The following is a 24,103-nucleotide window of genomic DNA, read 5'->3' as shown; positions in this document are numbered from 1 at the left end:
CATTTGATAGATTTTCAACCCTAAGTCGTTGCCATTCTCGGTTTAGATGGTCAATGTGGCGCGCAATCGCGTCATAAGAAGCCGAGAAGGACCGTATCAACCTTGACGAAACCCGAGGGACAACGACTGGGCAAAATCGAATTCATCACCTTGATGGCGATGATGTTCGCGACCATCGCGTTTTCCATCGACGCAATGCTGCCCGCCCTGCCCTCTATCGCCGCTGAAATTGCCCCCGGCGGAGTCGCACAAGCCGCTCTGGTGATGACTTTTTTCGTGATCGGCATGGGACTTGGCACCTTTGTCACTGGCCCTTTGTCGGATGCCATCGGGCGCAAACCCATCGTGTATCTGGGGCTTGCCGTCTATGCTCTTGGCGCGGTCCTCAGTTGGATCGCCCCCACGCTTGAACTGATGCTTGCAGCACGAATTCTGCAGGGTTTGGGTGCCGCGGGTCCGCGTGTTGTGTCCGCAGCCATCATCCGCGACCTCTATTCGGGGCGCGCCATGGCCAGCATCCTGTCATTGACCATGATGGTGTTCCTTCTGGTGCCTGCAATTGCTCCACTTTTGGGCAAGATCATAATGGACGCCGCCGGATGGCGGGCAATCTTCCCAGCGTTCCTCATCTTTGCGGTTCTGCTGCTTGTCTGGTTCGGCACGCGCGTGAACGAAACACTGCCGCGGGCCAACCGCCGCCCTCTGCGCTGGCCGCTGATGAAGGATGCGGTGCGGCAGATGTTTGCACACCGCACCGTACGTCTGTCGATCTACGTACAGACACTGATGTTGATGATCCTATTTTCAATCCTCACCATGGTACAGCCAATCTTTGAGACGTCCTTTGATCGGGCGGACAGCTTCCCGCTCTGGTTCGGAGCGATTGCACTTGCCTCGGGTGTTTCAAGCCTGCTCAACGCGGCCATCGTGGGCCGGTTCGGTATGCGCAAACTGGTGACATGGGCGCTGACGGCTCAGGTCATTGTCTCGACCGTCTTTGTCCTGTGGATGATGGCGGACATGCCCGGCCTGTTCTGGTTCTACATTTTCTGGCAATGGGGCGTGATGTTTCAGGGTGGCCTGACCGTTGCGAACTTGAACGCCATCGCCATGGAACCGATGGGCCATATCGCAGGCATGGCAGCGTCGGTGATTGGTGCCGTGTCCACAGTTCTTGGGGCTGCGCTCGCGTCGCCGGTTGGGTTAATGTTCGACGGCACGCCCATGCCTTTGGTCGCGACCGTCCTTATTGCCTGTCTCGTCGCATCAATCCTGATGCAAATGATGCGCCGGGCCGAGCAGGCGATCGCCTAGGCTTTCGCCTTCTTTTGCTGCATGACCTTCTCAGCCAGATCGCGGGCAATGGCAAACGCACCCTTGATCTTGTCGCTGTCCTTCTTCCAGTCCCGGCGCACGACAATCTTGTTGTCCTTGACCTTCGCCAGCCCACGCTGATCCTGAATGAAGTCCACAAGCCCCTGGGGTGAGGCGAACTTGTCATTGTGGAACTGGATTGTGGCCCCCTTCGGTCCGCCATCCAGCTTGGCAATCCCGGCCCGCTTGCACATGGCCTTGATGCGCACGACCAACATCAAAGTATTCACTTCCTTGGGCAACTTGCCAAAACGGTCGATCAGCTCGGCAGCAAAGCCTTCAAGCTCCACCTTCGTGGTCAATTCAGACAGACGGCGATAGAGGCCGAGGCGCACGTCAAGATCAGGCACATATTGCTCGGGGATCAGCACGGGCACACCCAGATTGATCTGCGGCGCCCATTGGCCGTCATCATCGACCATGCCCTCCATCTCGCCGGCCTTGATCTTGCCAATCGCCTCTTCCAGCATGGATTGGTACAGCTCAAAGCCCACGTCGCGCATCTGGCCGGATTGTTCCTCGCCCAGCAGGTTCCCGGCCCCGCGAATATCCAGATCCTGAGACGCCAGCGTAAACCCGGCCCCCAGCGTGTCGAGCGACCCAAGCACCCGCAGCCGCTTCTCGGCCGTGGCCGTCAGCTTGGCACGCGGCTTCGTCGTGAGGTATGCGTATGCGCGCGTCTTCGACCGCCCCACCCGGCCCCGAATCTGATACAATTGCGCCAGCCCGAACATGTCGGCCCGGTGAACCACCATCGTGTTGGCCGTCGGAATATCCAGGCCCGACTCCACAATTGTCGTCGCCAAAAGCACATCGAACTTGCCGTCATAGAAGGCGTTCATGCGGTCATCCAGCTCGCCCGCAGCCATCTGACCGTGCGCCACGACATAGGTCAGCTCGGGCAACTGCTCTTTCAGGAATTCCTCGATCTCGGGCAGATCACTGATGCGCGGCACGACATAGAAACTCTGCCCACCACGGTAATGCTCGCGCAGCAGCGCCTCGCGGATCGTCACGGCATCGAACTCGGACACGTAAGTGCGGATCGCAAGCCGGTCGACGGGCGGTGTGCCGATGATCGACAGATCACGCACGCCGGTCAGCGACAGTTGCAAGGTGCGTGGAATGGGCGTGGCCGTCAGGGTCAGGACGTGCACATCCGATCGCATCTGCTTCAGCCGCTCTTTATGGCCGACACCAAATTTCTGTTCTTCATCAATGACCAACAGGCCGAGATTGTTGAACCGTACACCCTTGGCCAGCAGCGCATGGGTGCCAATGACAATATCTGCCGTGCCCTTGCCCATGCCGTCGCGCGTCGCCGACGCCTCCTTGGCGCTGACAAATCGGGACAACTGCCGGACCTCGATCGGAAAACCACGAAACCGCTCGGCAAAGCTCTTGTAGTGTTGCCGCGCCAACAACGTCGTGGGCGCAATCACGGCAACCTGCACACCGGACATGGCCGCGACAAAGGCCGCGCGCATCGCCACTTCGGTCTTACCAAAGCCCACATCGCCACAGATCAGACGGTCCATCGGCTGACCCGCATTCAGGTCGTCCATCACGGCGGCAATGGCCGTCAGCTGATCATCTGTTTCCTGATACGGGAAGCGCGCAGCAAAGGCGTCCCACATCCCCGGCGGCGGCTCCAGAATGGGCGCTTTGCGCAGCGCGCGTTCCGCGGCAATACGGATCAACCGATCCGCCATTTCGCGAATGCGCTCTTTCAGCTTGGCCTTCTTGGCCTGCCACGCGCCGCCGCCCAAGCGGTCCAGCAACCCCTCTTCATGGCCGTATTTCGACAACAGCTCGATATTCTCGACCGGCAGATACAGTTTGGACCGCTCGGCATATTCCAGCAGCAGGCATTCATGGGCAGCACCCGCGGCGGTCACCACTTCCATGCCCACATAGCGACCGATCCCGTGGTCCACATGGACCACCAGGTCACCGGGCGACAGCGACTGCGTCTCGGTCAGGAAATTCTCGGCACGGCGTTTTTTCTTGGGCTGACGGATCAGACGATCCCCCAGAACATCCTGCTCGGAAATGACGGTCAGTCCGGGCGCTTCGAACCCATGCTCCAGCGCCCAAACCACCAAGTGTAGCCCACGCTTGCCAATGCGCGTCGCGTTCGGGATCGGAACAACTTCGGCCAGCCCTTCGTCCTCGATCAGGCCCGTCAGACGTTCACGCGCACCTTCCGAATAACTGGCAATGACAACGGGACCATCCGCCATTTTTGCTTTAATATGAGATGCCAAAGCACTAAAAAGGCTAATGGATTCCAATTGTCGCTCGGGCGAGAAATTACGTCCGATCCGCCCTCCCGCATCCGTGACGCCCGGACCCGTCGCTTGGGGAAGCTGGGCAAAGGACAACACGCGAAAGCCTGCAACCGCGGCCTCCCATGCAGCATCATCGAGGTAGAGACCCGCCGGGGCAGCAGGCTTGTAAACGGAATCCATCTTGGACCGTTTTTCCATCGCCAACCGCCGCGTCTCGTACTGGTCCTCGATACTCTCCCACCGCGCCAGCCGCGCCGGCGTCACCTGATCATCCAGCGTGATCGCGGCCCCGGGAACATAGTCAAAGAGCGTGTCCAATCCCTCATGGAACAAGGACAACCAATGTTCTGCCCCCTGATGCTTCCGCCCCGCACTCACCGCTTCATACAGCGGATCGTCGGTGCCAGCCGCGCCAAACTCCAAACGGTAATTCTGCCGAAACCGCGTAACGGCCGCCTCATCCAGAATGACCTCGGACACGGGCGCCAGTTCCACCACGTCCAGCTTTTCCGTGGTCCGCTGCGTGGCTGGATCAAAGCGGCGCGCGCCATCCAGCACGTCACCAAACAGGTCCAGGCGCACAGGCCCCAGATCACCGGGCGGATAGATGTCGATGATGCCACCACGAACGGCATAATCCCCCGGCTCCATCACCGTCGGGCTTTGCACAAACCCCATGCGCACAAGGAAATTGCGCAGCGCGCTTTCGTCCACCCGATTGCCAACCGTGGCAGAAAACGCCGCCTCGCGTAGCAAATCCCGCGCAGGCACACGCTGGGTCGCGGCGTTCAGCGTGGTCAGCAGGACAAACTGCGCAGGCATACCATGCACAAGGGCCGCAAGCGTCGCCATCCGCTGGGCCGAGATGTCAGCATTCGGCGACACGCGATCATAAGGCAGACAGTCCCACCCGGGAAAGACCAGCACTGGCATGTCAGGCGCAAAGAACCGCAACGCGGCCTGCATGGCCGCCAGTCGCTTGTCATCGCGAGCCACGTGCATGACCGGCGCGCCCTTGGACACTTCCTGAAGGATCAGCCTGGCGTCAAACCCCTCGGGTGCGCCAGACACGGTGATATGGGTCTGCTCGGGCATGGGCGGCAATTCACTCGGCAGGGAACGGGATCAAGGGGCCTTCAATTGGGTCTTTCAACCAAACTGTCAACCGCCGAAAGGGCCAATCGACAGGTTCTGATACATGCCCCACAAGGCTGTGATGAAAATCGACACCATGCCGATGGCCTGCACGATGGTCCGATGACGGGTCAGGCGCCGCCAGAGCGCTTCGCCGGTCGCCTGTTCATCCTGGATCAACCGTGCTGTCGACAGGTTCAGGGCACCCACAATGCTCATGGGAAAGCCCAGCAGAAACAGGGCCTGTGCAAACTCGACCCGATACACGAAGCCCAGCAGCGCAAGACCAGTGAGCAGGAAACAGGCCAGCCCAAGCAACCACAGCCCTGATACGCCACCGATGAACAGCAGACGATTTGTGTTGATACGGACCAAGTCCTCAAGATCCTCGGCCGCCTGTCCACCATGGCGACGCGCCCGCGCCACCATGTCATATGGCACGCCCAGCACCCAATGGCTTGCTGTTGACCACACGACCGCCAGCGCAATCCAGAACCACAGGTTCGAGAACGAGCGCATGTCGATCAATTCAAAGATTGTGTCGTACCAGTCCACGCGCTGTCCCGTTGTCCCGTGTGCCGGGTCCTCTTGCCTGTGTTGACGCCCCTCTTAGCGCGGGGGCGGCGCAGTGCCTAGACACCTGCAAGCGAAAAAAATATGCGTCACATCGGGATCACAGAAATTACAGTACGCGAGACACACATGAAAGAGATTTCACCCGGTTTTCAGGAGAAGATGGCCCATCTGCGGTCCGGCATCCGTGGGATGTATCGCGTTTCTGAAAACATTGACTTGGTCCACAGTGGCAACGCAGACCGGCCCATTTCCGTCAGGTTTGTGCGCAGTCATGGACGCCGTTATCACCCAATGACACGCGATGAGGCACTATCGCTGGCGGCGGCACTTCTGGAGCTAACGGAACGCGACCTTGCCTGACATCTCGGTTCGTGCCACCCATGCACTGTCACCGAAACCGGACATTTTCCATGCGCCCCACCCAAGCACCCTATCCCGCCACCCGCCTGCGCCGCACCCGTCAAAGCCCTGCAATCCGTGGGCTTGTGCGACAGAATACGCTGACGGTGGAGGACTTCATCTGGCCCATCTTCGTCCGCAGCGGCGAAGGCATCGAAGAGCCCATTCCCTCCATGCCCGGGGTTGTCCGTCGGTCGGTCGACAAGGTGGTCGAAGCTGCGCGGGAAGCTGCCGACCTGGGCATCCCCGCCATCTGCATCTTCCCCTATACTGGGCTCGCAGAACGGACCGAGGATTGCGCAGGCGCGTGGGACCCACAGAACCACGCCAACCGGGCGATCCGGGCGATCAAGCAAGAGGTGCCCGAGATCGCAATCATGACTGACGTGGCGCTTGATACCTACAACATCAACGGCCATGACGGCTTTGTCGAAAACGGCGAGATCGTGAACGACCGCTCGGTCGAGGCACTGGTGAAAATGGCGCTCAGCCAGGCCGAGGCCGGCGCCGACATCATCGGCCCCTCCGACATGATGGACGGACGTATCGGCGCCATCCGCCAAGCCCTCGAAGGCGCCGGCCATCAGAACGTGATGATCCTCAGTTACGCCGCCAAATATGCTTCCGCCTTCTACGGTCCGTTCCGCGACGCGGTCGGGGCATCGGGCGCGCTGACGGGCGACAAGAAAACCTACCAGATGGACCCCGGCAACTCGGACGAAGCACTGCGTCTGATCGAACGGGACCTGGCCGAAGGGGCCGACATGGTCATGGTCAAACCCGGCCTGCCCTATCTCGACATCTGCCGCCGGGTCAAAGACAGCTTCGGCGCGCCCACCTTCGCCTACCAGGTGTCGGGCGAATACGCGATGATCGAAGCGGCCAGCGCCAATGGCTGGGTCGATCATGACCGGGTCATGATGGAAAGCCTCATGGCGTTCAAACGGGCGGGCTGCGATGGCATCCTGACCTATTTCGCACCAGTGGCCGCGCGGCTTTTGGTAAAAGGCTGACATGTGTTTGACCAACTCAATCTCTGGATCATCGTCGGCGCTGCGCTGCTCGGTGGCCTGACCCCCGGCCCCGCGACCCTTGCTATTGCAGGCACATCCATGGCCCGGGGGCGCGCCGTCGGGCTCGCGCTTGCATGGGGCGTGTCCAGCGGATCAGTGATCTGGGCTGTCGCAGCAGCGCTTGGCTTTGGCGCGCTCCTGCTGGCAAACCAGTGGCTCTTGGAAACGGTCCGCTATGCTGGCGCCGCCTATCTCGCCTGGCTCGGCCTCAAATCCGCCCGCGCGGCCCTGCATGACCGCCCCTTGGCACCGCGGGACATAGGCACTGCTTCCTACCTGCGCTGCTGGGTCCAGGGCGCACTCATCCACCTGACAAATCCGAAGGCAATCATGTTCTGGGGATCGATCATGGCCATCGGCCTGAAACCCGGCGCCGATGCCAGCGGTGTGGCCGCCCTTGTCGGCCTTTGCATCGCGATCTCCCTCACGCTGATGACCAGCTACGCGCTTCTGTTCTCCAGCGCTGTTGCCACCCGCACCTACCTCAAGCTCAGGCGCCTGTTCGAAACCACCTTCGCCCTCTTCTTTGGCGCCGCAGCCTGGCACCTGCTCACACAGCGCAATACCTGAACACATCCTTCCTCGTTTTTAAAATCCCGGGGGAGGCCAAAGGCCGAGGGCAGAGCCCCAAAAAGCACGGCAGAAAGCCGCGCACGCATCACCACGTAGTGACACGCACATGCAATCGGCGTATATTTGCGCATAAGCGCGGCCAAACCGCGCAAAACCAAGAGCTATACAGGCGGTTCAAAATGAATACGAATGGGATCTCGCGGCGTGCCTTCGCCGCAGGGGCGCTGGCCAGCACAGGTGTGTTGGCGGCATGTGGAAACGGTGTCGGCAGCCGCGGCAGTGCGCTGATTGACAGCCGCGTGGATGTCACGCTGCAGGAAATGTACCGCAGCTACCCGAACACGGTGGACCTGGCGCAAAAAGCCAATGGCATGCTGGTGATGCCACTGGTGACCGAGGCCGGCCTCGGCTTTGGTGGCGCCTACGGACGGGGCGCACTGCGCGTCGATAACGTGACAGTCGATTACTACTCGATGGTCAAAGGGTCTGGCGGCCTGCAGATCGGGGCACAGCAATTCGCGCATGTACTCTTCTTCATGACGCCCGAGGCTCTCACAGACTTCCGCCGCAGCCCCGGTTGGGCCGCAGGTGCGGATCTTGAATACGTGGTGTCCGACCAAGGCGACAGCGTGGCCGCGGATACCACGACAGCCCTGTCCCCAGTCCTCGCCGCTGTCTTTGCACGTGCGGGCCTGCGCATCGGTGCCACGCTCGAAGGCACCAAATACACACGGATCATTCCTTAAATCGTGGGTCGGTGGGCGGGCGCATTTGCGCAGCAAACAGTGCCGCCCATCGACAAAGCAAGGGCTTCGCCCGTTCAAACCTCAAACGCGCTCCCCTGAGCGTTTGCCGCTTACGCGGACAGGGTTTCACCCAATATTGCGCAGCCGCTTGAACAGGCTCGACGTGTCCCAACGCCCGCCCCCCATCTTTTGAACATCCTTGTAGAACTGGTCGACCAGCGCCGTTACCGGCAGGCTCGCGCCGTTCTCATTCGCCGTATCAAGGCAAATCCCAAGATCCTTGCGCATCCAGTCGGTCGCAAAGCCGTGCTCGAAGTGATCGTCCAGCATCGTCTCATAGCGGTTCGACATCTGCCACGACCCGGCAGCCCCTTGCGAAATCACTTCGACCACCGCGCGACCATCCAGCCCTGCCTTTTCGGCAAAATGCAGCGCCTCGGACAGTCCCTGCACGACGCCAGCAATGGCAATCTGGTTGCACATCTTGGTCATCTGCCCCGCACCGCTGTCCCCAATGCGGCGGCACAGCTTGGCATAGGCCTGCATGATCGGCTCGACCCGGTCATAGGCGCCCTGATCCCCACCACACATGATCGAAAGCTGGCCGTTTTCGGCCCCCGCCTGGCCGCCCGAAATCGGCGCATCAACAAAACTGACCTGCCTCGCGTCGGCAGCCGCATACAATTCCGCCGTCACCTTGGCCGACACGGTTGTGTGATCGACAAAGACGGTGCCGCTGCCCATCCCGGCAAAGGCACCATCGTCCCCAAGACACACCGATCGCAGATCGTCGTCATTGCCCACGCAGGCCATCACGAAATCAGCGCCTTCGGCCGCAGCGCGCGGTGTGGTCGCCATGGCACCACCATAGGCATTCACCCAGTCCTGCGCCCGGGACGCCGTACGATTGTACACCGTCACCTCGTGACCCGCCTTTTGCAGATGTCCCGCCATCGGAGCCCCCATCACACCCATGCCCAGAAATGCCAGCTTCGCCATCCGTAATCCCTCGCCATTTTGCGCAGCCCTTTGGCTTGCGCTTCTTCCCTTGCCTACCTAACAGTCGTGGCCCAAGCGTCAACGCATCGAAGGCAAGGATCACAGACGGCATGGCAGTGGTGTTTCAATGGTTGGTCCGCCTGACCGCGGGGGTGATCGTGCTCGTCGTTCTGGGCGTTGGCATGGTCTACTACCTCGCCGCACGTTCCCTACCGAACTACGATGCGCGCGTGCGCGTGCCCGTCATCTCAGCCCCGGTCGAGATCGTGCGCGACAACGCCAATGTGCCGCATATCTTTGGTGAAACAGACACGGATGTGTTCCACGGCCTTGGCTTTGCCCATGCGCAGGATCGGCTGTGGCAAATGATGATGCTCCGCCGCACGGCCCAAGGTCGGCTGAGCGAGCTTTTTGGCACCACAACGGTCGACATCGACAGCTTTGTCCGCCGCCTCGATCTCTACCGCCTGTCCGTCCAGTCGGTCGAGGCACAGGATCCGGCAACACGCGCCGCGCTCGAAGCCTACGCATCGGGCGTGAATGCGCGGCTGGATCAGATCAATGCCGAGGCGTTGGGGCGCGGCGCACCCGAGATGTTCCTCTTCAATACACCCCTCGCCCCTTGGCGGCCCGCCGACAGCATCGCCGTGGCCAAGCTCATGGGCTTGCAGCTTTCCGGGCACCTCAGCGAAGAAGTGCTGCGCGCCCGCATGTCACTGGCGCTCGACGACCCTGCCCGGCTGGCAGATATTCTGCCCGATGTCCCGGGCGAAGGCATCGCCAGCCTGCCCGAATACGCATCCCTCGTGCCCGGCGTGGAAAACGACTACGCCGCCGCCGAGGCGGAACCGCACCCCCTGTCCCCCTTCAGGCCACGCGGCTTTGCCGGGGCCTCCAACGCCTGGGCCGCCGCTACGGCGCGTTCCGCGTCCGGCGGCACATTGCTGGCCAACGACCCGCATCTTGGCTTTTCTGCCCCCGCGATCTGGTACCTTGCACGGATGGAACTGGATTCCGGTGGTGTGATCGGCGGTACAATCCCCGGCGTGCCCGCGGTGCTCACGGGACGGTCTGACCGCCTTGGCTGGGGCCTGACCACGGCTTACGTCGATGATCAGGATGTGTTCATCGAGGAACTGAACCCCGAAAACCCGTCGCAGTATCGCACACCCACAGGCTGGAAAGACTTCGAATCCCGCGATTCCATCCTGCAGATCGCGGACGAGGATCCGGTCACGCTCACCCTGCGCTGGACCGACAATGGCCCGGTCCTGCCGGGCAGCTTCCGCAACCTGCGCACGGTCACACCGCCCGGACACGTGGCGGCGCTCAGCTGGACGGTGCTCAGCCCGCGTGACACATCCCTGACCGCCGCCATGGGCATCATGAAATCGCAAACCGTGGCCGAGGCGATCACCGCAGGCGAAAACTACATCGCGCCCGCCCAGAACATCACGCTGGTCGATCGCGGATCGATCGCGATGAAAACCATCGGCGCCGTGCCCAAGCGTGACGCAAACCACCAAAGCCAGGGGCGCCTGCCCAGCCTCGGTTGGCTGGCCGAGAACCGCTGGCAGGGGCGCATGGCCTATACCTCGAACCCCGGCTTCGTCTCACCCGTGGGCGGCATCCTCGGCAACACCAACAACAAGACCGTTGACCGCCCCTTCCCCAACCACATCAGCTTTGTCTGGGGCGACACACAGCGCGTCCAACGCTGGCGTCGCCTGATGCAGGCGCGCGAGGTCCACACGCGCGACAGCTTCATCGAAGCACAGCTCGACACCGTCAGCTTCACGGCCCGCTCGCTGCTGCCCCTGATCGGGGCCGAGCTTTGGTTCACGGGCGAAGCCGCCCCAGGCGGCACGCCCGAACGCCAGCGCCAACGCGCGCTTGCCCTGCTCGCCGAATGGAATGGCGAGATGAACGAACACTGGCCCGAACCACTGATCTACGCTGCCTGGCTGCGCAAGCTGCAGGACAGGCTGATCCGCGACGAGTTGGGGCCAATGGCCGACACGCTGACGCATGTCGAACCGCTCTTCATCGAACGGGTGTTCCGCAACGTGGAGGGCGCGGGCGTCTGGTGCGACGTGCGCCAATCCGCGCCGGTGGAAACCTGCCCCGACATGGCCCGCCTCGCGCTCGACGACGCCCTGCTTGAAATCAACGAAACCTACGGCAGCCAGTTGGAAAGCCTGCGCTGGGGTGACGCGCACCAGGCCACCCACGACCATCAGGTGCTGGGTGACGTGCCGATCCTGCGCTACTTCGTCAACATCCGGCAATCGACATCGGGTGGGGACAACACGCTTCTGCGCGGTCTGACCAGGGGGACCGGGCCGGACCCGTTCCAAAACGTACATGGCGCGGGCTATCGCGGCGTCTACGACTTCGCCGACCCGAACTCTTCCGTCTTCGTCATCTCGACCGGGCAATCCGGCCACTTCCTGTCCCGGCACTACGACGATCTGGCCCAACTCTGGCGACGCGGTGAATACATCCCCATGTCGCTCGACGAAGGGCTCGCACGGGCGGCAGCCGTCGGGGTCACCCGACTTGAACCGCTGCAATGACAACGATCCTGTTCAACAAACCCTTCGGCGTTCTGTCGCAATTCACGGACAAAGGCACCGAGGGCTCGCCCCGCCCCACGCTTTCCAATTACATCGACGTGCCCGGCGTCTATGCGGCGGGACGACTGGACCGGGACAGCGAAGGGCTGATGGTGCTGACCAGCGATGGCAAGCTGCAAGCCAAGATCGCGCACCCGAAATACAAGGCCCCCAAGACCTACTGGGCACAGGTCGAAGGAGCGATCACCAACGATGCCCTCGCGCTGCTGCGCCAAGGGATCACGCTCAAGGACGGCCCCACAAAACCCGCCAAAGCCCGCGCCATTCCCGCTCCGACCATATGGGATCGCGATCCGCCCATCCGGGTGCGCAAGTCCGTGCCCGACAGCTGGCTTGAGCTGACACTCACCGAAGGGCGCAACCGCCAGGTGCGGCGGATGACGGCACATGTGGGCTTTCCCACCCTTCGGCTGATCCGGGTGCAAATCGGCGACTGGCACCTTGACGACCTGCAACCGGGTCAGTGGCGCGCCCTGCGCTAACACGCTTGCCCGCAGGGGACGTTCGCGCATAGGCTCACGGCATTGCTTCACGCATTGCACATGATGCCATTATGAAACGCCTGCCTCTGCTCCTTTTGTGCCTGTTCTGCCTGGCCCTGGGCTTTGGTCTCAGCGCCACGTTCCAGAACGCGGCGCTCGCCCAAGCGACACGCGACCTCGCGCCAATGGTCGCCGCAATGCTGCTGGCGGGGTTGATCCTTGTCCTGATCGCGATCTGGACAGGCTATCGGCTTGCCCAACGCTGGGTGCGCAAGACGCTGGACGCGCAAGAGCACATGACAGAAACGGAAATGGTCACGGGCCTTGTCGATCACTTCACCACACCCGACGGCATCGACAACCCGACACCCCAGGAACGGCGTCACGCCGCCATGGTCAATCTCGGACTGTGGCTCGCCCGGCGCGAAGCCGTGCAATTTTCCTTCAACGCAACCGTGACAGTGGTCGGCGGGTTGGTGGGGGCGGCAACGCTGTTCCTGCTCTACGAACAGAACCAGAAATTCGACATCCAAAACGAACGGATCACCCTGCAGACAGACGCCAACATCACCCAAAGCCTCCTGATCGAAGGCGCGCGCCGCGCCGCGCTTGCTGGCGACCTCACGGAGTTGCTGGCAGATATCCGCGACGTGACCGATCCGGCAAACAGCCATCCGAATTGCCTTGAATCACAGCGATCTCCCTGCTGGATCATTGCCAACGAAAACGCCCCCCGCGGCGCGCGTCGGACCCTCAGGCTTCCTGACCCTCTCAGGGAACGCGTTTCACGTTTCCTTGTCCGCAACACGCCATATCTTCTGGCGCGGTCCAAAGGGGCCGATATCGACTTTGACGCGCCCCTGCGCGATCAATTCGACTTTCCGACGGTCAGCCCGGAACGGGGCCAAATGCTTCAGGCGCTTGTCAGCGCCAACGTCGCACTGTCAGGTCTGGACTTCTCGTGGGCGCAACTGGACGGCGCCGATCTGAGTGCCGCTGATCTCTCTGCCGCCAACCTGTCCAACGCAGACTTCCGCGGCGCCATCCTCGGAAACGTCAAGATCATCTCGTCAAATCTGCGCGCGGCCAATTTCGAAGATGCCGTGCTGTTCTTTGCACAGCTCGACCGCACCTTTCTGTCCGGCGCCAACTTTGCCGATGCTTCGCTCAATCTCGCCTCCTTGAAAGAGGTCAACCTGTCCAAGGCGAACCTGCGCAACACCGACCTGACGGATGCAAACCTGCAAGGTGCGGATCTGTTTCAGGCGGATCTCATCGACACGCAGTTGACTGGCGCGGATCTCACCGATGTTGATGCATCGGGCACGAACCTGACCGGGGCATGGGCATGGGCCGACGACCCGCCGACCGGAATGGCTGACATCTCCCGGATTTCGCTGTGCGTGTACCCGGGGGATGTGGCCTCGGTCACCCCGATGGCGCTTGATCGTCGCGGCAAGCCCAGCCCCTGCGTGGCGCCCAATGGCTGATGCCGCCGCACAGCGCCTTCGGATGTGGCAGCGGCGGCGCAAAACAGTGAGGGTCAGCGCGACACCACGGCGTCTGTTCGACGGCCCACGACCGCATTCCTTGCCTGGCCGATCACATTGAAAATTCTTGTTTGAAAGCAGTATGTTAACCCTCTCTGTTAACCATTTGCGACCGTCGCAGGCAAAATACGCAGTTTGGGGCGCAAAACGCGCAGACTCCAGAATTCGCCCGGTTTGGGACGGTTTTCGGGCCTCCGAAACATCGCAGTTTCTTATGCAAAATATGCAGTTTGGTATGGTTGCTGCGCCGTGTGACCACGCAATTCACCTCGGACTGCCCAGGTTAACACAGCGTACGCCGGGGCGGTCAAAGCCCCTCGAACCGCGCCTTCTGGATCGCCGTCCAGCGCACGTCGAACTCGAAACCGTCCTCGCCCTGTCGCTCGGCCAACACCACGTCCTGCTCAAACAACCACGCCCGCTTGCGTCCCTCGGCATAGGGCAACACCAGCGTCTCTTCGGTGACGGCGCCCTGCAACGTGTCAGCCACATCCGCCAGCAGCGCATCGATCCCCTCACCCGTGATCGCCGACATGGCAAACACGTCCGCGTCACGATCCGCACGCGCACGCACTGCATCGGCCTCGTCATCGGGCAACAGATCAATCTTGTTCCAGACCTCGACCATCTCACGCCCTTCACCGACACCCAGATCGGCAAGGATGGTGCGCACGTCCTCGGCCTGTGCCTCAGTTTCCGGATGCGAGATGTCGCGCACATGCAGGATGATATCGGCCGCCAGAACCTCTTCCAACGTGGCGCGGAATGACGCCACCAGTTCAGTGGGAAGGTCCGAGATAAAGCCCACAGTGTCCGACAGGATCACCTCGGGGCCATCCTCCAGCTCGACACGCCGCATGGTCGGGTCCAACGTGGCAAAGAGCATGTCCTTGGCCATCACATCTGCGCCTGTCAATCGATTGAACAGGGTCGACTTGCCAGCGTTCGTATAACCAACCAACGCTACGATCGGATATGGCACCTTGGCCCGCGCTGCCCGGTGTAGGGTCCGCGTTTTGACCACCTTGTCCAGTTGCCGCCGCAAGCGAACAAGTTGTGTATCAATGGCCCGTCGGTCGGCCTCGATTTGCGTCTCACCGGGACCACCAACAAACCCAAGCCCACCCCTTTGGCGCTCCAGGTGGGTCCAGGCGCGGACAAGGCGCGTGCGTTGATAGCTCAGCGCCGCCATCTCCACTTGCAACACACCCTCACGGGTGGCGGCGCGGTCACTGAAAATCTCCAGGATAAGGCTGGTCCGGTCGAGCAGCTTGACCTTCCACGCCTTTTCAAGATTGCGCTGCTGCACGGGCGTAACCGGCCCGTCGATCAACACAAGCTCAACGTCGGCCTCTTTGATGCGCTCGGCGAGTTCCTCGATCTTGCCGGACCCGAACAGCAGGCCAGCGCGGACGCGCGGCAGCGGCACAATCTCGCTGCCCACCACCTCAAGCTCGGGCAGCGCATGGGCCAAAGAAATGGCTTCGGCCAGCGCGAATTTCGCTTCGCGCCGGTTAGGATCGGATTTGATATCGGGGTGGAGCACCCAGGCGCGGGTAAACTCCGGCAACTCACCCATCAAGAAGCGTCTTCGCCCTCATAGAGGCTGATCGGCTGGCTTGGCATGATGGTCGAGATGGCGTGTTTATAGACAAGCTGGCTTTGTCCATCCCGGCGCAACAGGACGCAGAAGTTGTCGAACCACGTGATAACCCCCTGCAATTTCACACCATTGATCAGGAAGATGGTCACGGGCACCTTCGTCTTGCGCACGTGATTCAGAAATGCATCTTGTAAATTCTGTCGGTCCGAAGCCATGTCGGTTAACCCTTTTTTTCTTGCTAGGCCTGCGGATCAGACCGTCCCTCCGGACGGAGTATGTATTGGGGCTTGGGAAGATTCCAGCCCAAAAAACAGTCCGTTACGGACCTACCGCAAAGGCCCGCCTACCCGCGCCACAAATCGGGTGTGAAAAGGGCGATGATCGCAAGCGTCTCCAAGCGTCCCAACACCATGGCGGCGGTAAAGATCGCCTTGGCTGCATTGTTCAACTCGATCAATGCGATCGGTGCGTCCGTAGCCACCCCCAAAAGTGGTCCCGTGGTCGACAGCCCCGACACCGCAAGGACAAGGGCGGTGTCAAAAGCAACGCCCGTCAGGGTCAGCAAGATGGTGATCAACGCCAGGGTGAGCGCAAAGAGCATGAAGAAGATCCACGCAATGAACGCCCCATCCTTTTGCAGCCGTCGCGCGCGCGGCCCCGCGCTGCTGACAGACGACGGATGCACCAGCCGCTCCATCTCGCGCACACCGTTGCGATAAAGTGCAAAAACACGCAGCAGCTTGACGCCTCCGGCGGTGGTGGCGACGCCCCCACCAATCAGGGCCAGCCCCATCAGCAACAAACCCGGGGTTTCCAGCCCAGACCACGCCTGCGCGTCCACCCAATTGGCCGAGGCAAAGCCGGTCGTTGTCAAGAAAGACAGAACAGTGAATGCACTGCCCCAAAGCGCCCGCGCCGCATCGGCCAAGTCACTCTCGGCAGCGACGTCAAAGGCGCCAAGGAAATGGCGCAGAAACAGGAAAACAGGCACCGCGATGACAACAGCAATACCGATGCGAAACTCCGGGTCCTGCACCAGCCCGCCGGACTCTGCCGTGGTCGTGTCCGTTGAAAAGGTCAGGCGCGACAGGGCAAACAGCATGAACAGCAGCATCACCGCCTCTCCCGCCATGCCCGAGCCTCCCCCACCCAACCCGCCAACCGGCGAAATGCCGGACGTCGCCAGGATCGCCATCGCATGACACAAGGCCACGAGGCCGGTATCTCCGCCCGCCGCCAGAAGCACCCAAAGCAACATGGTCAACCCGGCATAGATCGGGATCAGGACAGCAGACACCTTGGCCAAACGCTCACGCACTTCGGGGGCCGTCATACCGATATCACGGCTGGCGCTACGACCGGGTTCGGCCCGCGCCGTCACCTCGAACCCCCCAAGGTTCAGCGGGGCGAGAATGGCAGATGCCGCCACCCACATCATCAACCCACCCAACCAGCCGACAATCGACCGCCAAAGATGCAAGGTGCCATTCAACCGGTCCGGATTGTCGAACATGGTCGCACCGGTCGTTGTGATCGCGCTCACCATCTCGACATAGGCATTCAGAAACGTGGTGGTGCGCAGCCCCTCGTAGAAGGGCACGGCAAGGATGACCGGCAAAATGGTAAAAGCGCTCATCAGCGACAACAGCGGACCTAGGGTGCCATGGCGCGGATCGCGGCCCGCATGAGCCAGACCGATCAGTGCAAAGGTCACCAGCCCCAGGAGACCAGCATACAGAAAGGCCCGCGCCGCCACCAGATCGCGCACGATACCGCCGTAGACTGCGGGCACCAGCATGGCCGCCGAAAACACGCCAATCAGCAGCAGAAATAGCGGCAACCGCAGAACGGAGGCCCAGAACGGCTGCCGCGGTTGAACGCGTCCCGGCATCAAAAAAAGTCGATGGACACCTGCATCAGGCGCTCCACCTCTGGCACGTCAGTGGCCAGCGCAAAGATGGCAATCACGTCGCCCTCGTCGATGCGGGTGCTGCCCACGGGTCGGATCACGTCATCGCCCTTGCGTACGGCACCGACCAGAACCCCCTCGGGGAAGTCAATCTCGTTGATCTTCTGACCGGCAAGAGGTGAAGTCGACAACACCTCGGCCTCGATCACTTCGGCATCGGCATCCCCGATGGAATAGACAGAGCGCACGCGCCCATGCCGGATGTGACGCAGGATGGACGACACGGTTGTGGCGCGCGGATTGATATACGCGTCAATGCCCAGCGGCCCCATCATCGGCACCAGCGTCGGGTCGTTGATCAGGGCAATGGCATAGGGACAGCCCTCGGCCTTGGCACGCACGGCGGCCAGCATGTTGGTCTTGTCGTCGTCGGTCACGGCCAGCATGGCATCGGCCCGCGACACGCCCGCTTCGGCCAACAGGGTCACGTCCAGACCGTCCCCATTCAGTACGATTGTGCGCTCCAGCGCCTCGGCGGCCAGTTCCGCGCAACGCCGGTTGCGCTCAATCACCTTGGCGCGCACGCGGCTCGCCCGCTGTTCAAGCGCGCGGGCAACAGTCAAGCCAACATTACCCCCACCTACAAGAACCACACGCTCTTGCTTGCGCATGGTCTTGCCAAACACTTCCATGGTGCGCGGCACGTCATCCACATGGGCAAAGACATAGGCTTCGTCCCCCGCAAACAACTGGTCCGAGGCTTCAGGGGCAAACAGCACCCCGTCCCGCCGCACGCCGACAACGACAACGCGCAAGGTCGAAAACAGGTCGGTCAGCTGGCGCAAAGGTGTATTCAAAACCGGACAATCTGCATCCAATGCAATGCCCAGAAGCTGGGCCTGCCCATCAATGAAAAGCTCGGTGTCGAATGCGGCGGGCGCGCTCAGACGTTGCAAGGCCGCAGCGGCCACCTCGCGCTCCGGCGAAATCACCACGTCGATGGGCATGTGATCCCGGCGATACAGGTCGGAATAGATGGCGGTCAGATAGGACTGGCTGCGCAGACGTGCGATCTTGCGGTTTACCCCAAAAACGGAATGCGCCACCTGGCAGGTGACCATGTTCACTTCATCTGAATAAGTCGCAGCAATGACCATGTCGGCATCCCGGGCGCCGGCACGTTCCAGAACGTCCGGATAGCTGGCAAAGCCCGCCACGCCCTGCACATCCAGCGTGTCCGTGGCACGACGCACCAGATCGGGGTCATTGTCGACCACCGTGACATCGTTGCGCTCGCCCGAAAGATGGCGTGCAATCTGCCACCCCACCTGGCCAGCCCCGCAGATGATGACCTTCATCCATGTCCCCGTTTTGACGTGCCGCATCGCGGCACATTCAGCCTCTTTGCATGACAGAGAGGGCGCAGGGGGTCAACGTTTGCGCAAAACCTGCCGAAGGGTCATTCGTGAATTGTCAAATCTGGCAAGCTTGGGCAAGATTGGACCATGCGCGCCATCGTCACCCTTCTCGCACCTCTGGTTCTGTCCGGCTGCCTGCCGCTGTCGACTTACTATGCGGAAGGCGTCAGTTTTGCCCAGTTCGAACGGGACAACACCAATTGCGACGTGCGTGCCGTGCGCGATGCACCTGTTGCAAACCAAGTCCGTCAGGGGGCACCGATCTACGTTCCGCGCCGGGTCTGCAACAAGGACGGGCATTGCTACAGCCGCGGCTACTGGATACCCGGTGATGTCTACACCGTTGACGTCAACGCCAATCTGCGTGCACGGGTCAAGGGCCAGTGTATGGGTGATCTTGGCTACCGGCCCGTCGAAATACCTGCATGTACCGAAGGGGTTGCAAGTGCCGCCCCTCCCGGTCCATCAACCATCCTGCCTCGGCTCAATGCCCGCAGTTGCGCCATTCGGACCGGCGATGGCCGGTTCCGCATCGTTACCCAAGGATAATCATGACCACAGATCTCGCCCGGGCCAAAGCCGTCGTGCTGGCCCATCACGCCGCCCTCGGGCGCGCCGAACCCGGATGCTGCGCGACCGCACTATCGCAGCATTTCCTGCCCGACATGCTTTGGCGCGGTATGCACCCATTCCATGAACAGCACGGTCCCCAAGCGGTCGCCGACACGTTCTGGTCCCCATTTCTGACAGCCATGTCACGTGTGCAGCGGCGTCAGGACATCTTCTTTGCCGGGCACAACCATCTGGATGAAGGCGGCGGCACATGGGTCGCATCCATGGGCCATCTCATGGGCCTGTTCGATGCGCCCTTCCTTGGCATTCAGCCCACGCGCAAGATCGCCATGGTCCGCTATGCCGAATTTTCGCGGGTCGAAAATGATCGGATTGTCGAACAGGCTTTGTTTGTCGATCTGTTGCATCTGATGGCGCAGGCGGGTCAGTACCCCCTGCCCGGCATGACTGGCGCGCAATTGGTTCAGCCTGGCCCCATGACACATGACGGCCTGCTGTTCGACGATCAGGACCCGGCTGTCGGTCAGGCGACGCTCGACCGTATCCACGCAATGATGGACGCGATCACACAGGCCAATGCGTCGGAAACACCGCCTTCCCCGCAAGTAGAACTGGCGCAGGATTGGCACGATGACATGATCTGGTGGGGACCAACGGGCATCGGCGCGACCTACACGATTGACCGCTATATCGAACAACATCAGCGCCCGTTCCGCACGCAGCTCGGGGATCGCACCTTTAATGGCCACATCTGCCGCATGGCCGAAGGGAACTACGGTGGTTTCTTTGGCTGGCCCAACCTCACGATGGAATGCACAGGCCCATATCTGGGCTTGCCGCCCTCGGGCAGAAAGGCGGACATGCGGGTTGTCGATTTCTACCGTCGTGATGGGGACAAGCTGGCAGAGAACTGGGTGTTCATCGACATCCTGCACTTCCTGAACATGCAAGGGCTGGATGTGCTGGCGCAGCTGGATGTGCGCAAAGGTTAACGCGATTTAACCTTTGCGATTCTCAACCACCTGATTTCAAATGATTTTACAAATCTGTCCCCGCGGGGACAGATTTTGAACTTCGGTTGCGCTTAGCTTGCCTGCGCCTCTTCCTCATCCAGATGCGCCACGCGCGCGCCAGCCTTGGACGAGGTCACAACCCCCAACGACTTCAACTTGCGATGCAAGGCAGACCGTTCCATGCCAACGAAGTTCGCCGTCCGGCTGATATTCCCGCCAAAGCGATTGATCTGCGTCAGCAGATACTCCCGTTCAAACGCTTCCCGCGCCTCGCGCAGCGGCAGGGTTGCCAAGGCGCCAGACAGAACCACACGACCCTCTTCGCCCGTGGGTTCCTCCGAACCAGGCAGTTCCTTGGCATCAATGGGTCCGGTTCCGTCGCCAAGGATCAAGACCCGCTCAACCATGTTCTTGAGCTGCCGCACGTTGCCAGGCCAAATCATCGTCTGCATCAACGCGGCGGCGTCCTCGGTCAGGTCTCGCTTGGGCAACCCCTGCGCGGTGTTGCATTCGTCGATGAAGTGCTCGGCCAGAACCGGAATATCCTCGCGCCGTTCTTCGAGGCTTGGCACCGCAATCGGCACCACGTTCAGACGGTGATACAGCTCCTGTCGGAAGGTCTCGGCCGCAATGGCCTCTTCCAGATCGCGGTTGGTGGACGAGATGACGCGCAGATCCACACGCACCTTGTCATTGCCACCCACCCGCAGGAATTGCTGGTCCACAAGCACGCGCAGGATCTTGGATTGTGTGCCGATGGGCATGTCCGCCACCTCATCGAAATAGATCACGCCCCCATGCGCCTGCTCCAGCAGGCCAGGCTCAACGCCACGCTCGCCGCCCTCTTTGCCAAACAGAACCTCTTCCATGGTTTCAGGCGCGACGCCCGCGCAATTCACGGTGACAAATGGCGCGTCGGATCGGTTCGAATTGGCGTGGATGTAACGCGCGGCCACTTCCTTGCCCGACCCGGCAGGACCCGTCAGCATCACGCGACCATTGGACTTCGTGACCTTGTCGAGTTGTGAGATCAGCGCACGGAAACTGGCCGACGCACCGATCATCTTGGCCTGGGCCACCTCGGGGCGACGCAGGCTCTGGTTCTCGCGACGCAAACGCGAGGTTTCCATGGCACGGCGAATGACAACCAGCAACTGGTCTATATTAAACGGCTTTTCGATAAAGTCGTAGGCACCCTGCTTGATCGCGGCCACCGCGATCTCGATATTGCCATGGCCCGAAATGATGACCACGGGAACACCAGGGTTGTCCCGCTTGACCGCCTTGAGAATGTCGATCCCGTCCATCCGGCTGTCCTTGAGCCAGATGTCCAGGATCATCAGCGCAGGCTCCTCCGCCTCAATCTCGGCCATGGCGTCATCGGAGTTGCCTGCAAGCCGGGTCGTAAACCCTTCGTCCTTGAGGATATCCGAGATCAACTCCCGGATATCCCGTTCGTCGTCCACGATCAGAATGTCACTCATACTGCTTCCTCTTCCTCAACTGCTGGTGCGGATGCCATGACGGGCAGCGTGATCACAGCCATGGCTCCGGAATGGGTTTGGCCCTCGAACGGGGCCGCATCTTCGAGGGTCAGGGTGCCCCCGTGTTCTTCGATGATCTTTTTGACGATTGGCAGGCCAAGGCCGGTGCCTTCGTCCCGGGTGGTCACGTAAGGTTCAAACAAGCTCGCCCGATCTTCAGGCAGACCGATACCATTGTCCGAAATTGCGATCACAGCACCGGTTGGACCGGTCTGCATGGCAACTTCGATACGAGGTGAATGCCCATTCGGAAAACCATTTTTCCCTAAGCTTTCAATAGCTTCCCCGCCGTTCTTCACAAGGTTTGTAAGGGCTTGCGAAATCATGGTCGCATCCACTTCGGCGTAGATGGCCATATCGGGCAGATCGGCCACGATATTTACCCCTGGTTGACCGGATTGCTGCAGAACCACGGCATCCTGTACCAGTTTGGTCAGGTCATGGCTTTTGCGATCCGGTTCAGGCATGCGGGCGAATTTTGAAAACTCGTCGACGATGCGCCGCAGATCGCCCGTTTGACGTACGATCACATCGGTCATCTGTTCGAGACTGTCGCTGTCCTCGCCCACCCTGGGGCTGAACTTGCGTTTGATCCGCTCGGCGCTGAGCTGAATGGGGGTTAGCGGGTTCTTGATCTCGTGCGCGATACGGCGGGCAACATCGCCCCACGCCGCCATGCGTTGCGCCGACACCAGGTCAGTCACGTCGTCAAAGGCAACCACGTAGCCTTCGAGCTGCCCCTCGATACTGCGACGTGTCGCCATTCGGACCAGCAGGTTTTCGAGATGACCGCTGCGCGTCACCTTGACCTCACCTGTTGCCACCTCTTGTGGACCGGCCTTGAGCAGCGCAAAAAGCGCCGCGAATTCAGGGACTGCGACGGCAAGTGGCACAGCCTCGCGCCCTTCTTGCCAGTTCAGAAGCTGAGCACCGGAGCGGTTTACAAAAGTCACCCGTCCGCTGGCATCCACACCTACCACCCCGGACGTCACAGAGCTGAGCACGGAATCGAACAAGCGCCGCCGCCGTTCGATCTGTTCGGTGTTGGCCAGCAAAGTGTGGCGTTGCCCTTTTAGCTGCCGGGTCATCTGGTTGAAATAGCGGCCCAGCATCGCGATTTCGTCGTCGCCTTCTTCCTCGCGCACCTGCACGTCGAGGTCGCCGGCCCCAACCCGTTGCGCCGCACCTGTCAGGCGCCCAACCGGGCCGGAGAGACGTTCAGCGAACCATAGTCCCAGCCAGATCGCTGCCAGAATCAAGATGACCGCAAAGCCCAGATACAAAAGGCCAAATTGGAACAGCACCGTGCCCCGTTCACTTTCAAGCTGCTGATACAGCCGCACCGTTTCCTTTGTCTCATCCAGCAGGGACAGGATTTCGCCGTCGACCTCGCGGCTGACATAGAGGAAGCGATCCACGTAACTGGCCAAGGGAACAAGTGCGCGAAATTCGTTGTTCGTCCAATCCTGAATCACCAACCCGCCCGTATCGAGTGATTGCGAGATTTGATCCGTGGAGGGTCGTTCAAAATTGAAGAGGTAAGAGCGGTCGCCTCGGGCACGTAGTTCGCCCGTGCCATCAACCAGGAACGCCTCGCGCAGACCGCGTTGCACCTGCACCTGCCCTTCGCTTAGCACTTCGCGGTCACCGACCACCTGCGCCCCGCGCACCGTATCGATGTAGCGTCCAAGCGCCCGCGCATCTGTGATCAGGTCGGTCCGCTGTTCCGATTCGTATGCTTCGGCCGCGGCAAGCGATGCTCCGACCACGCGGCTGACGCGATCAGAGAACCACCCTTCAAGCCCGATGTTTACCGTCAGCCCTGCGAACACGGCCACCGTTACGGTTGGGATAAGGGCCAGCACCGCAAAAACACCGGCAAGCCGGAGGTGTAGTCGCGAGCCCGCCGATTTTGCACGCCGCGCCGCAATGAGACGCGCGATTTGCGACAGGACCAAAGCGCCCAGAAGGAGGACATAAACGAGGTCAGCAAGCAGAACGAGCCGCAAAGACAGGGCATTTGCACCCTGACCCTGATCCAGCGGTCCAAGGACAAGAACTGTCGCAAGAGCAAGGACGGGGCCGAGAAGCACAAGACCCAAGGTCGCCGCGTTGCGCACCCGTCTGCGTCGCCGCAGACGGCCGAGCGTCAACCACCAGCTGGTGCGTGTTCCGGATGCCACGTGGCCCGACCTCGATGATGTGGCACC

The 24,103-nt window shown here is 61.2% G+C and carries 18 protein-coding genes and 1 pseudogene; 10 read left to right on the top strand and 9 right to left on the bottom strand.

What is annotated here, in order from left to right:
• Window positions 1–102: 102 nt before the first annotated feature.
• A complete protein-coding gene (locus tag Q1A51_RS09445; protein ID WP_299596872.1) occupies window positions 103–1,314 on the top strand; it encodes a multidrug effflux MFS transporter in 1,212 nt (403 codons plus the stop codon).
• Here the strand turns inward: Q1A51_RS09445 and mfd are convergent.
• Both mfd and Q1A51_RS09435 read right to left on the bottom strand, forming a co-directional pair.
• Window positions 1,311–4,760 carry a transcription-repair coupling factor gene (gene mfd / locus Q1A51_RS09440; protein WP_299596875.1) on the bottom strand — a complete coding sequence of 1,150 codons (3,450 nt, stop codon included), beginning with the start codon at window positions 4,758–4,760 and terminating at the stop codon, window positions 1,311–1,313. The genes Q1A51_RS09445 and mfd overlap by 4 nt on opposite strands.
• A 66-nt stretch (window positions 4,761–4,826) precedes the next feature.
• On the bottom strand, window positions 4,827–5,354 hold the full coding sequence (locus Q1A51_RS09435) for a component of SufBCD complex (RefSeq protein ID WP_299596878.1): 528 nt from the start codon (window positions 5,352–5,354) through the stop codon (window positions 4,827–4,829).
• A 102-nt stretch (window positions 5,355–5,456) separates the two neighbouring features.
• Here Q1A51_RS09435 and Q1A51_RS09430 point away from each other — a divergent pair, with 102 nt between their 5' ends.
• The 4 genes from Q1A51_RS09430 to Q1A51_RS09415 all read left to right on the top strand — a co-directional run bounded on the left by Q1A51_RS09430 (window position 5,457) and on the right by Q1A51_RS09415 (window position 8,166).
• Window positions 5,457–5,735: a hypothetical protein gene (locus Q1A51_RS09430; RefSeq protein WP_299671252.1), complete on the top strand. Its 279-nt coding sequence runs from the start codon at window positions 5,457–5,459 to the stop codon at window positions 5,733–5,735.
• A 50-nt stretch (window positions 5,736–5,785) separates the two neighbouring features.
• Window positions 5,786–6,787 carry a porphobilinogen synthase gene (hemB, locus tag Q1A51_RS09425; RefSeq protein ID WP_299596881.1) on the top strand — a complete coding sequence of 334 codons (1,002 nt, stop codon included), beginning with the start codon at window positions 5,786–5,788 and terminating at the stop codon, window positions 6,785–6,787.
• A 3-nt stretch (window positions 6,788–6,790) separates the two neighbouring features.
• Complete coding sequence (locus Q1A51_RS09420; RefSeq protein ID WP_299596921.1) at window positions 6,791–7,417, top strand: LysE family translocator; 627 nt, start codon at window positions 6,791–6,793, stop codon at window positions 7,415–7,417.
• A gap of 182 nt (window positions 7,418–7,599) precedes the next feature.
• Window positions 7,600–8,166, top strand: a complete 567-nt coding sequence (locus tag Q1A51_RS09415; RefSeq protein WP_299198927.1) for a YSC84-related protein — start codon at window positions 7,600–7,602, stop codon at window positions 8,164–8,166.
• 126 nt (window positions 8,167–8,292) lie between these two features.
• Here the strand turns inward: Q1A51_RS09415 and Q1A51_RS09410 are convergent.
• A pseudogene (locus Q1A51_RS09410) lies at window positions 8,293–9,186 on the bottom strand (NAD(P)-dependent oxidoreductase); the annotation flags it as partial.
• An 89-nt stretch (window positions 9,187–9,275) separates the two neighbouring features.
• Between Q1A51_RS09410 and Q1A51_RS09405 the strand changes: the two are divergent.
• The 3 genes from Q1A51_RS09405 (at window position 9,276) to Q1A51_RS09395 (ending at window position 13,773) form a co-directional block, all read left to right on the top strand.
• Window positions 9,276–11,741 carry a penicillin acylase family protein gene (locus tag Q1A51_RS09405; RefSeq protein ID WP_299596924.1) on the top strand — a complete coding sequence of 822 codons (2,466 nt, stop codon included), beginning with the start codon at window positions 9,276–9,278 and terminating at the stop codon, window positions 11,739–11,741.
• Window positions 11,738–12,283 carry an rRNA large subunit pseudouridine synthase E gene (locus Q1A51_RS09400; protein ID WP_299596927.1) on the top strand — a complete coding sequence of 182 codons (546 nt, stop codon included), beginning with the start codon at window positions 11,738–11,740 and terminating at the stop codon, window positions 12,281–12,283. Before Q1A51_RS09405 ends, Q1A51_RS09400 begins: the two co-directional genes overlap by 4 nt.
• 71 nt (window positions 12,284–12,354) lie before the next feature.
• Window positions 12,355–13,773, top strand: coding sequence for a pentapeptide repeat-containing protein (locus Q1A51_RS09395; RefSeq protein ID WP_299596930.1), 1,419 nt, complete (start codon window positions 12,355–12,357; stop codon window positions 13,771–13,773).
• A 367-nt stretch (window positions 13,774–14,140) separates the two neighbouring features.
• Here the strand turns inward: Q1A51_RS09395 and hflX are convergent, their stop codons facing one another.
• The 4 genes from hflX to trkA form a co-directional block, all read right to left on the bottom strand.
• On the bottom strand, window positions 14,141–15,412 hold the full coding sequence (hflX, locus tag Q1A51_RS09390; RefSeq protein WP_299596933.1) for a GTPase HflX: 1,272 nt from the start codon (window positions 15,410–15,412) through the stop codon (window positions 14,141–14,143).
• Window positions 15,412–15,651 carry an RNA chaperone Hfq gene (gene hfq / locus Q1A51_RS09385; protein WP_007119530.1) on the bottom strand — a complete coding sequence of 80 codons (240 nt, stop codon included), beginning with the start codon at window positions 15,649–15,651 and terminating at the stop codon, window positions 15,412–15,414. Before hfq ends, hflX begins: the two co-directional genes overlap by 1 nt.
• A 128-nt stretch (window positions 15,652–15,779) precedes the next feature.
• The gene (locus tag Q1A51_RS09380; protein WP_299596936.1) at window positions 15,780–17,327 is read right to left on the bottom strand and encodes a potassium transporter TrkG; all 1,548 of its coding nucleotides are present in this window, start codon (window positions 17,325–17,327) and stop codon (window positions 15,780–15,782) included.
• Window positions 17,327–18,703, bottom strand: coding sequence for a Trk system potassium transporter TrkA (trkA, locus tag Q1A51_RS09375; protein WP_299596939.1), 1,377 nt, complete (start codon window positions 18,701–18,703; stop codon window positions 17,327–17,329). The genes Q1A51_RS09380 and trkA overlap by 1 nt, the downstream gene beginning before the upstream one ends.
• 147 nt (window positions 18,704–18,850) lie before the next feature.
• Between trkA and Q1A51_RS09370 the strand changes: the two genes are divergently transcribed.
• The gene (locus Q1A51_RS09370) at window positions 18,851–19,312 is read left to right on the top strand and encodes a hypothetical protein (RefSeq protein WP_299596942.1); all 462 of its coding nucleotides are present in this window, start codon (window positions 18,851–18,853) and stop codon (window positions 19,310–19,312) included.
• Between the two features lie 2 nt (window positions 19,313–19,314).
• Complete coding sequence (locus tag Q1A51_RS09365; protein ID WP_299596945.1) at window positions 19,315–20,328, top strand: ester cyclase; 1,014 nt, start codon at window positions 19,315–19,317, stop codon at window positions 20,326–20,328.
• Window positions 20,329–20,420: 92 nt separating this feature from the next.
• Here the strand turns inward: Q1A51_RS09365 and Q1A51_RS09360 are convergent, their stop codons facing one another.
• A complete protein-coding gene (locus tag Q1A51_RS09360; RefSeq protein WP_299596948.1) occupies window positions 20,421–21,833 on the bottom strand; it encodes a sigma-54 dependent transcriptional regulator in 1,413 nt (470 codons plus the stop codon).
• Complete coding sequence (locus Q1A51_RS09355) at window positions 21,830–24,076, bottom strand: PAS domain-containing sensor histidine kinase (RefSeq protein ID WP_299671249.1); 2,247 nt, start codon at window positions 24,074–24,076, stop codon at window positions 21,830–21,832. The genes Q1A51_RS09360 and Q1A51_RS09355 overlap by 4 nt, the downstream gene beginning before the upstream one ends.
• Window positions 24,077–24,103: the final 27 nt, after the last annotated feature.

It is taken from the genome of uncultured Tateyamaria sp. (assembly GCF_947496075.1).
Taxonomy (GTDB): domain Bacteria; phylum Pseudomonadota; class Alphaproteobacteria; order Rhodobacterales; family Rhodobacteraceae; genus Tateyamaria.
This window is presented reverse-complemented; position numbering and strand designations above follow the sequence as displayed.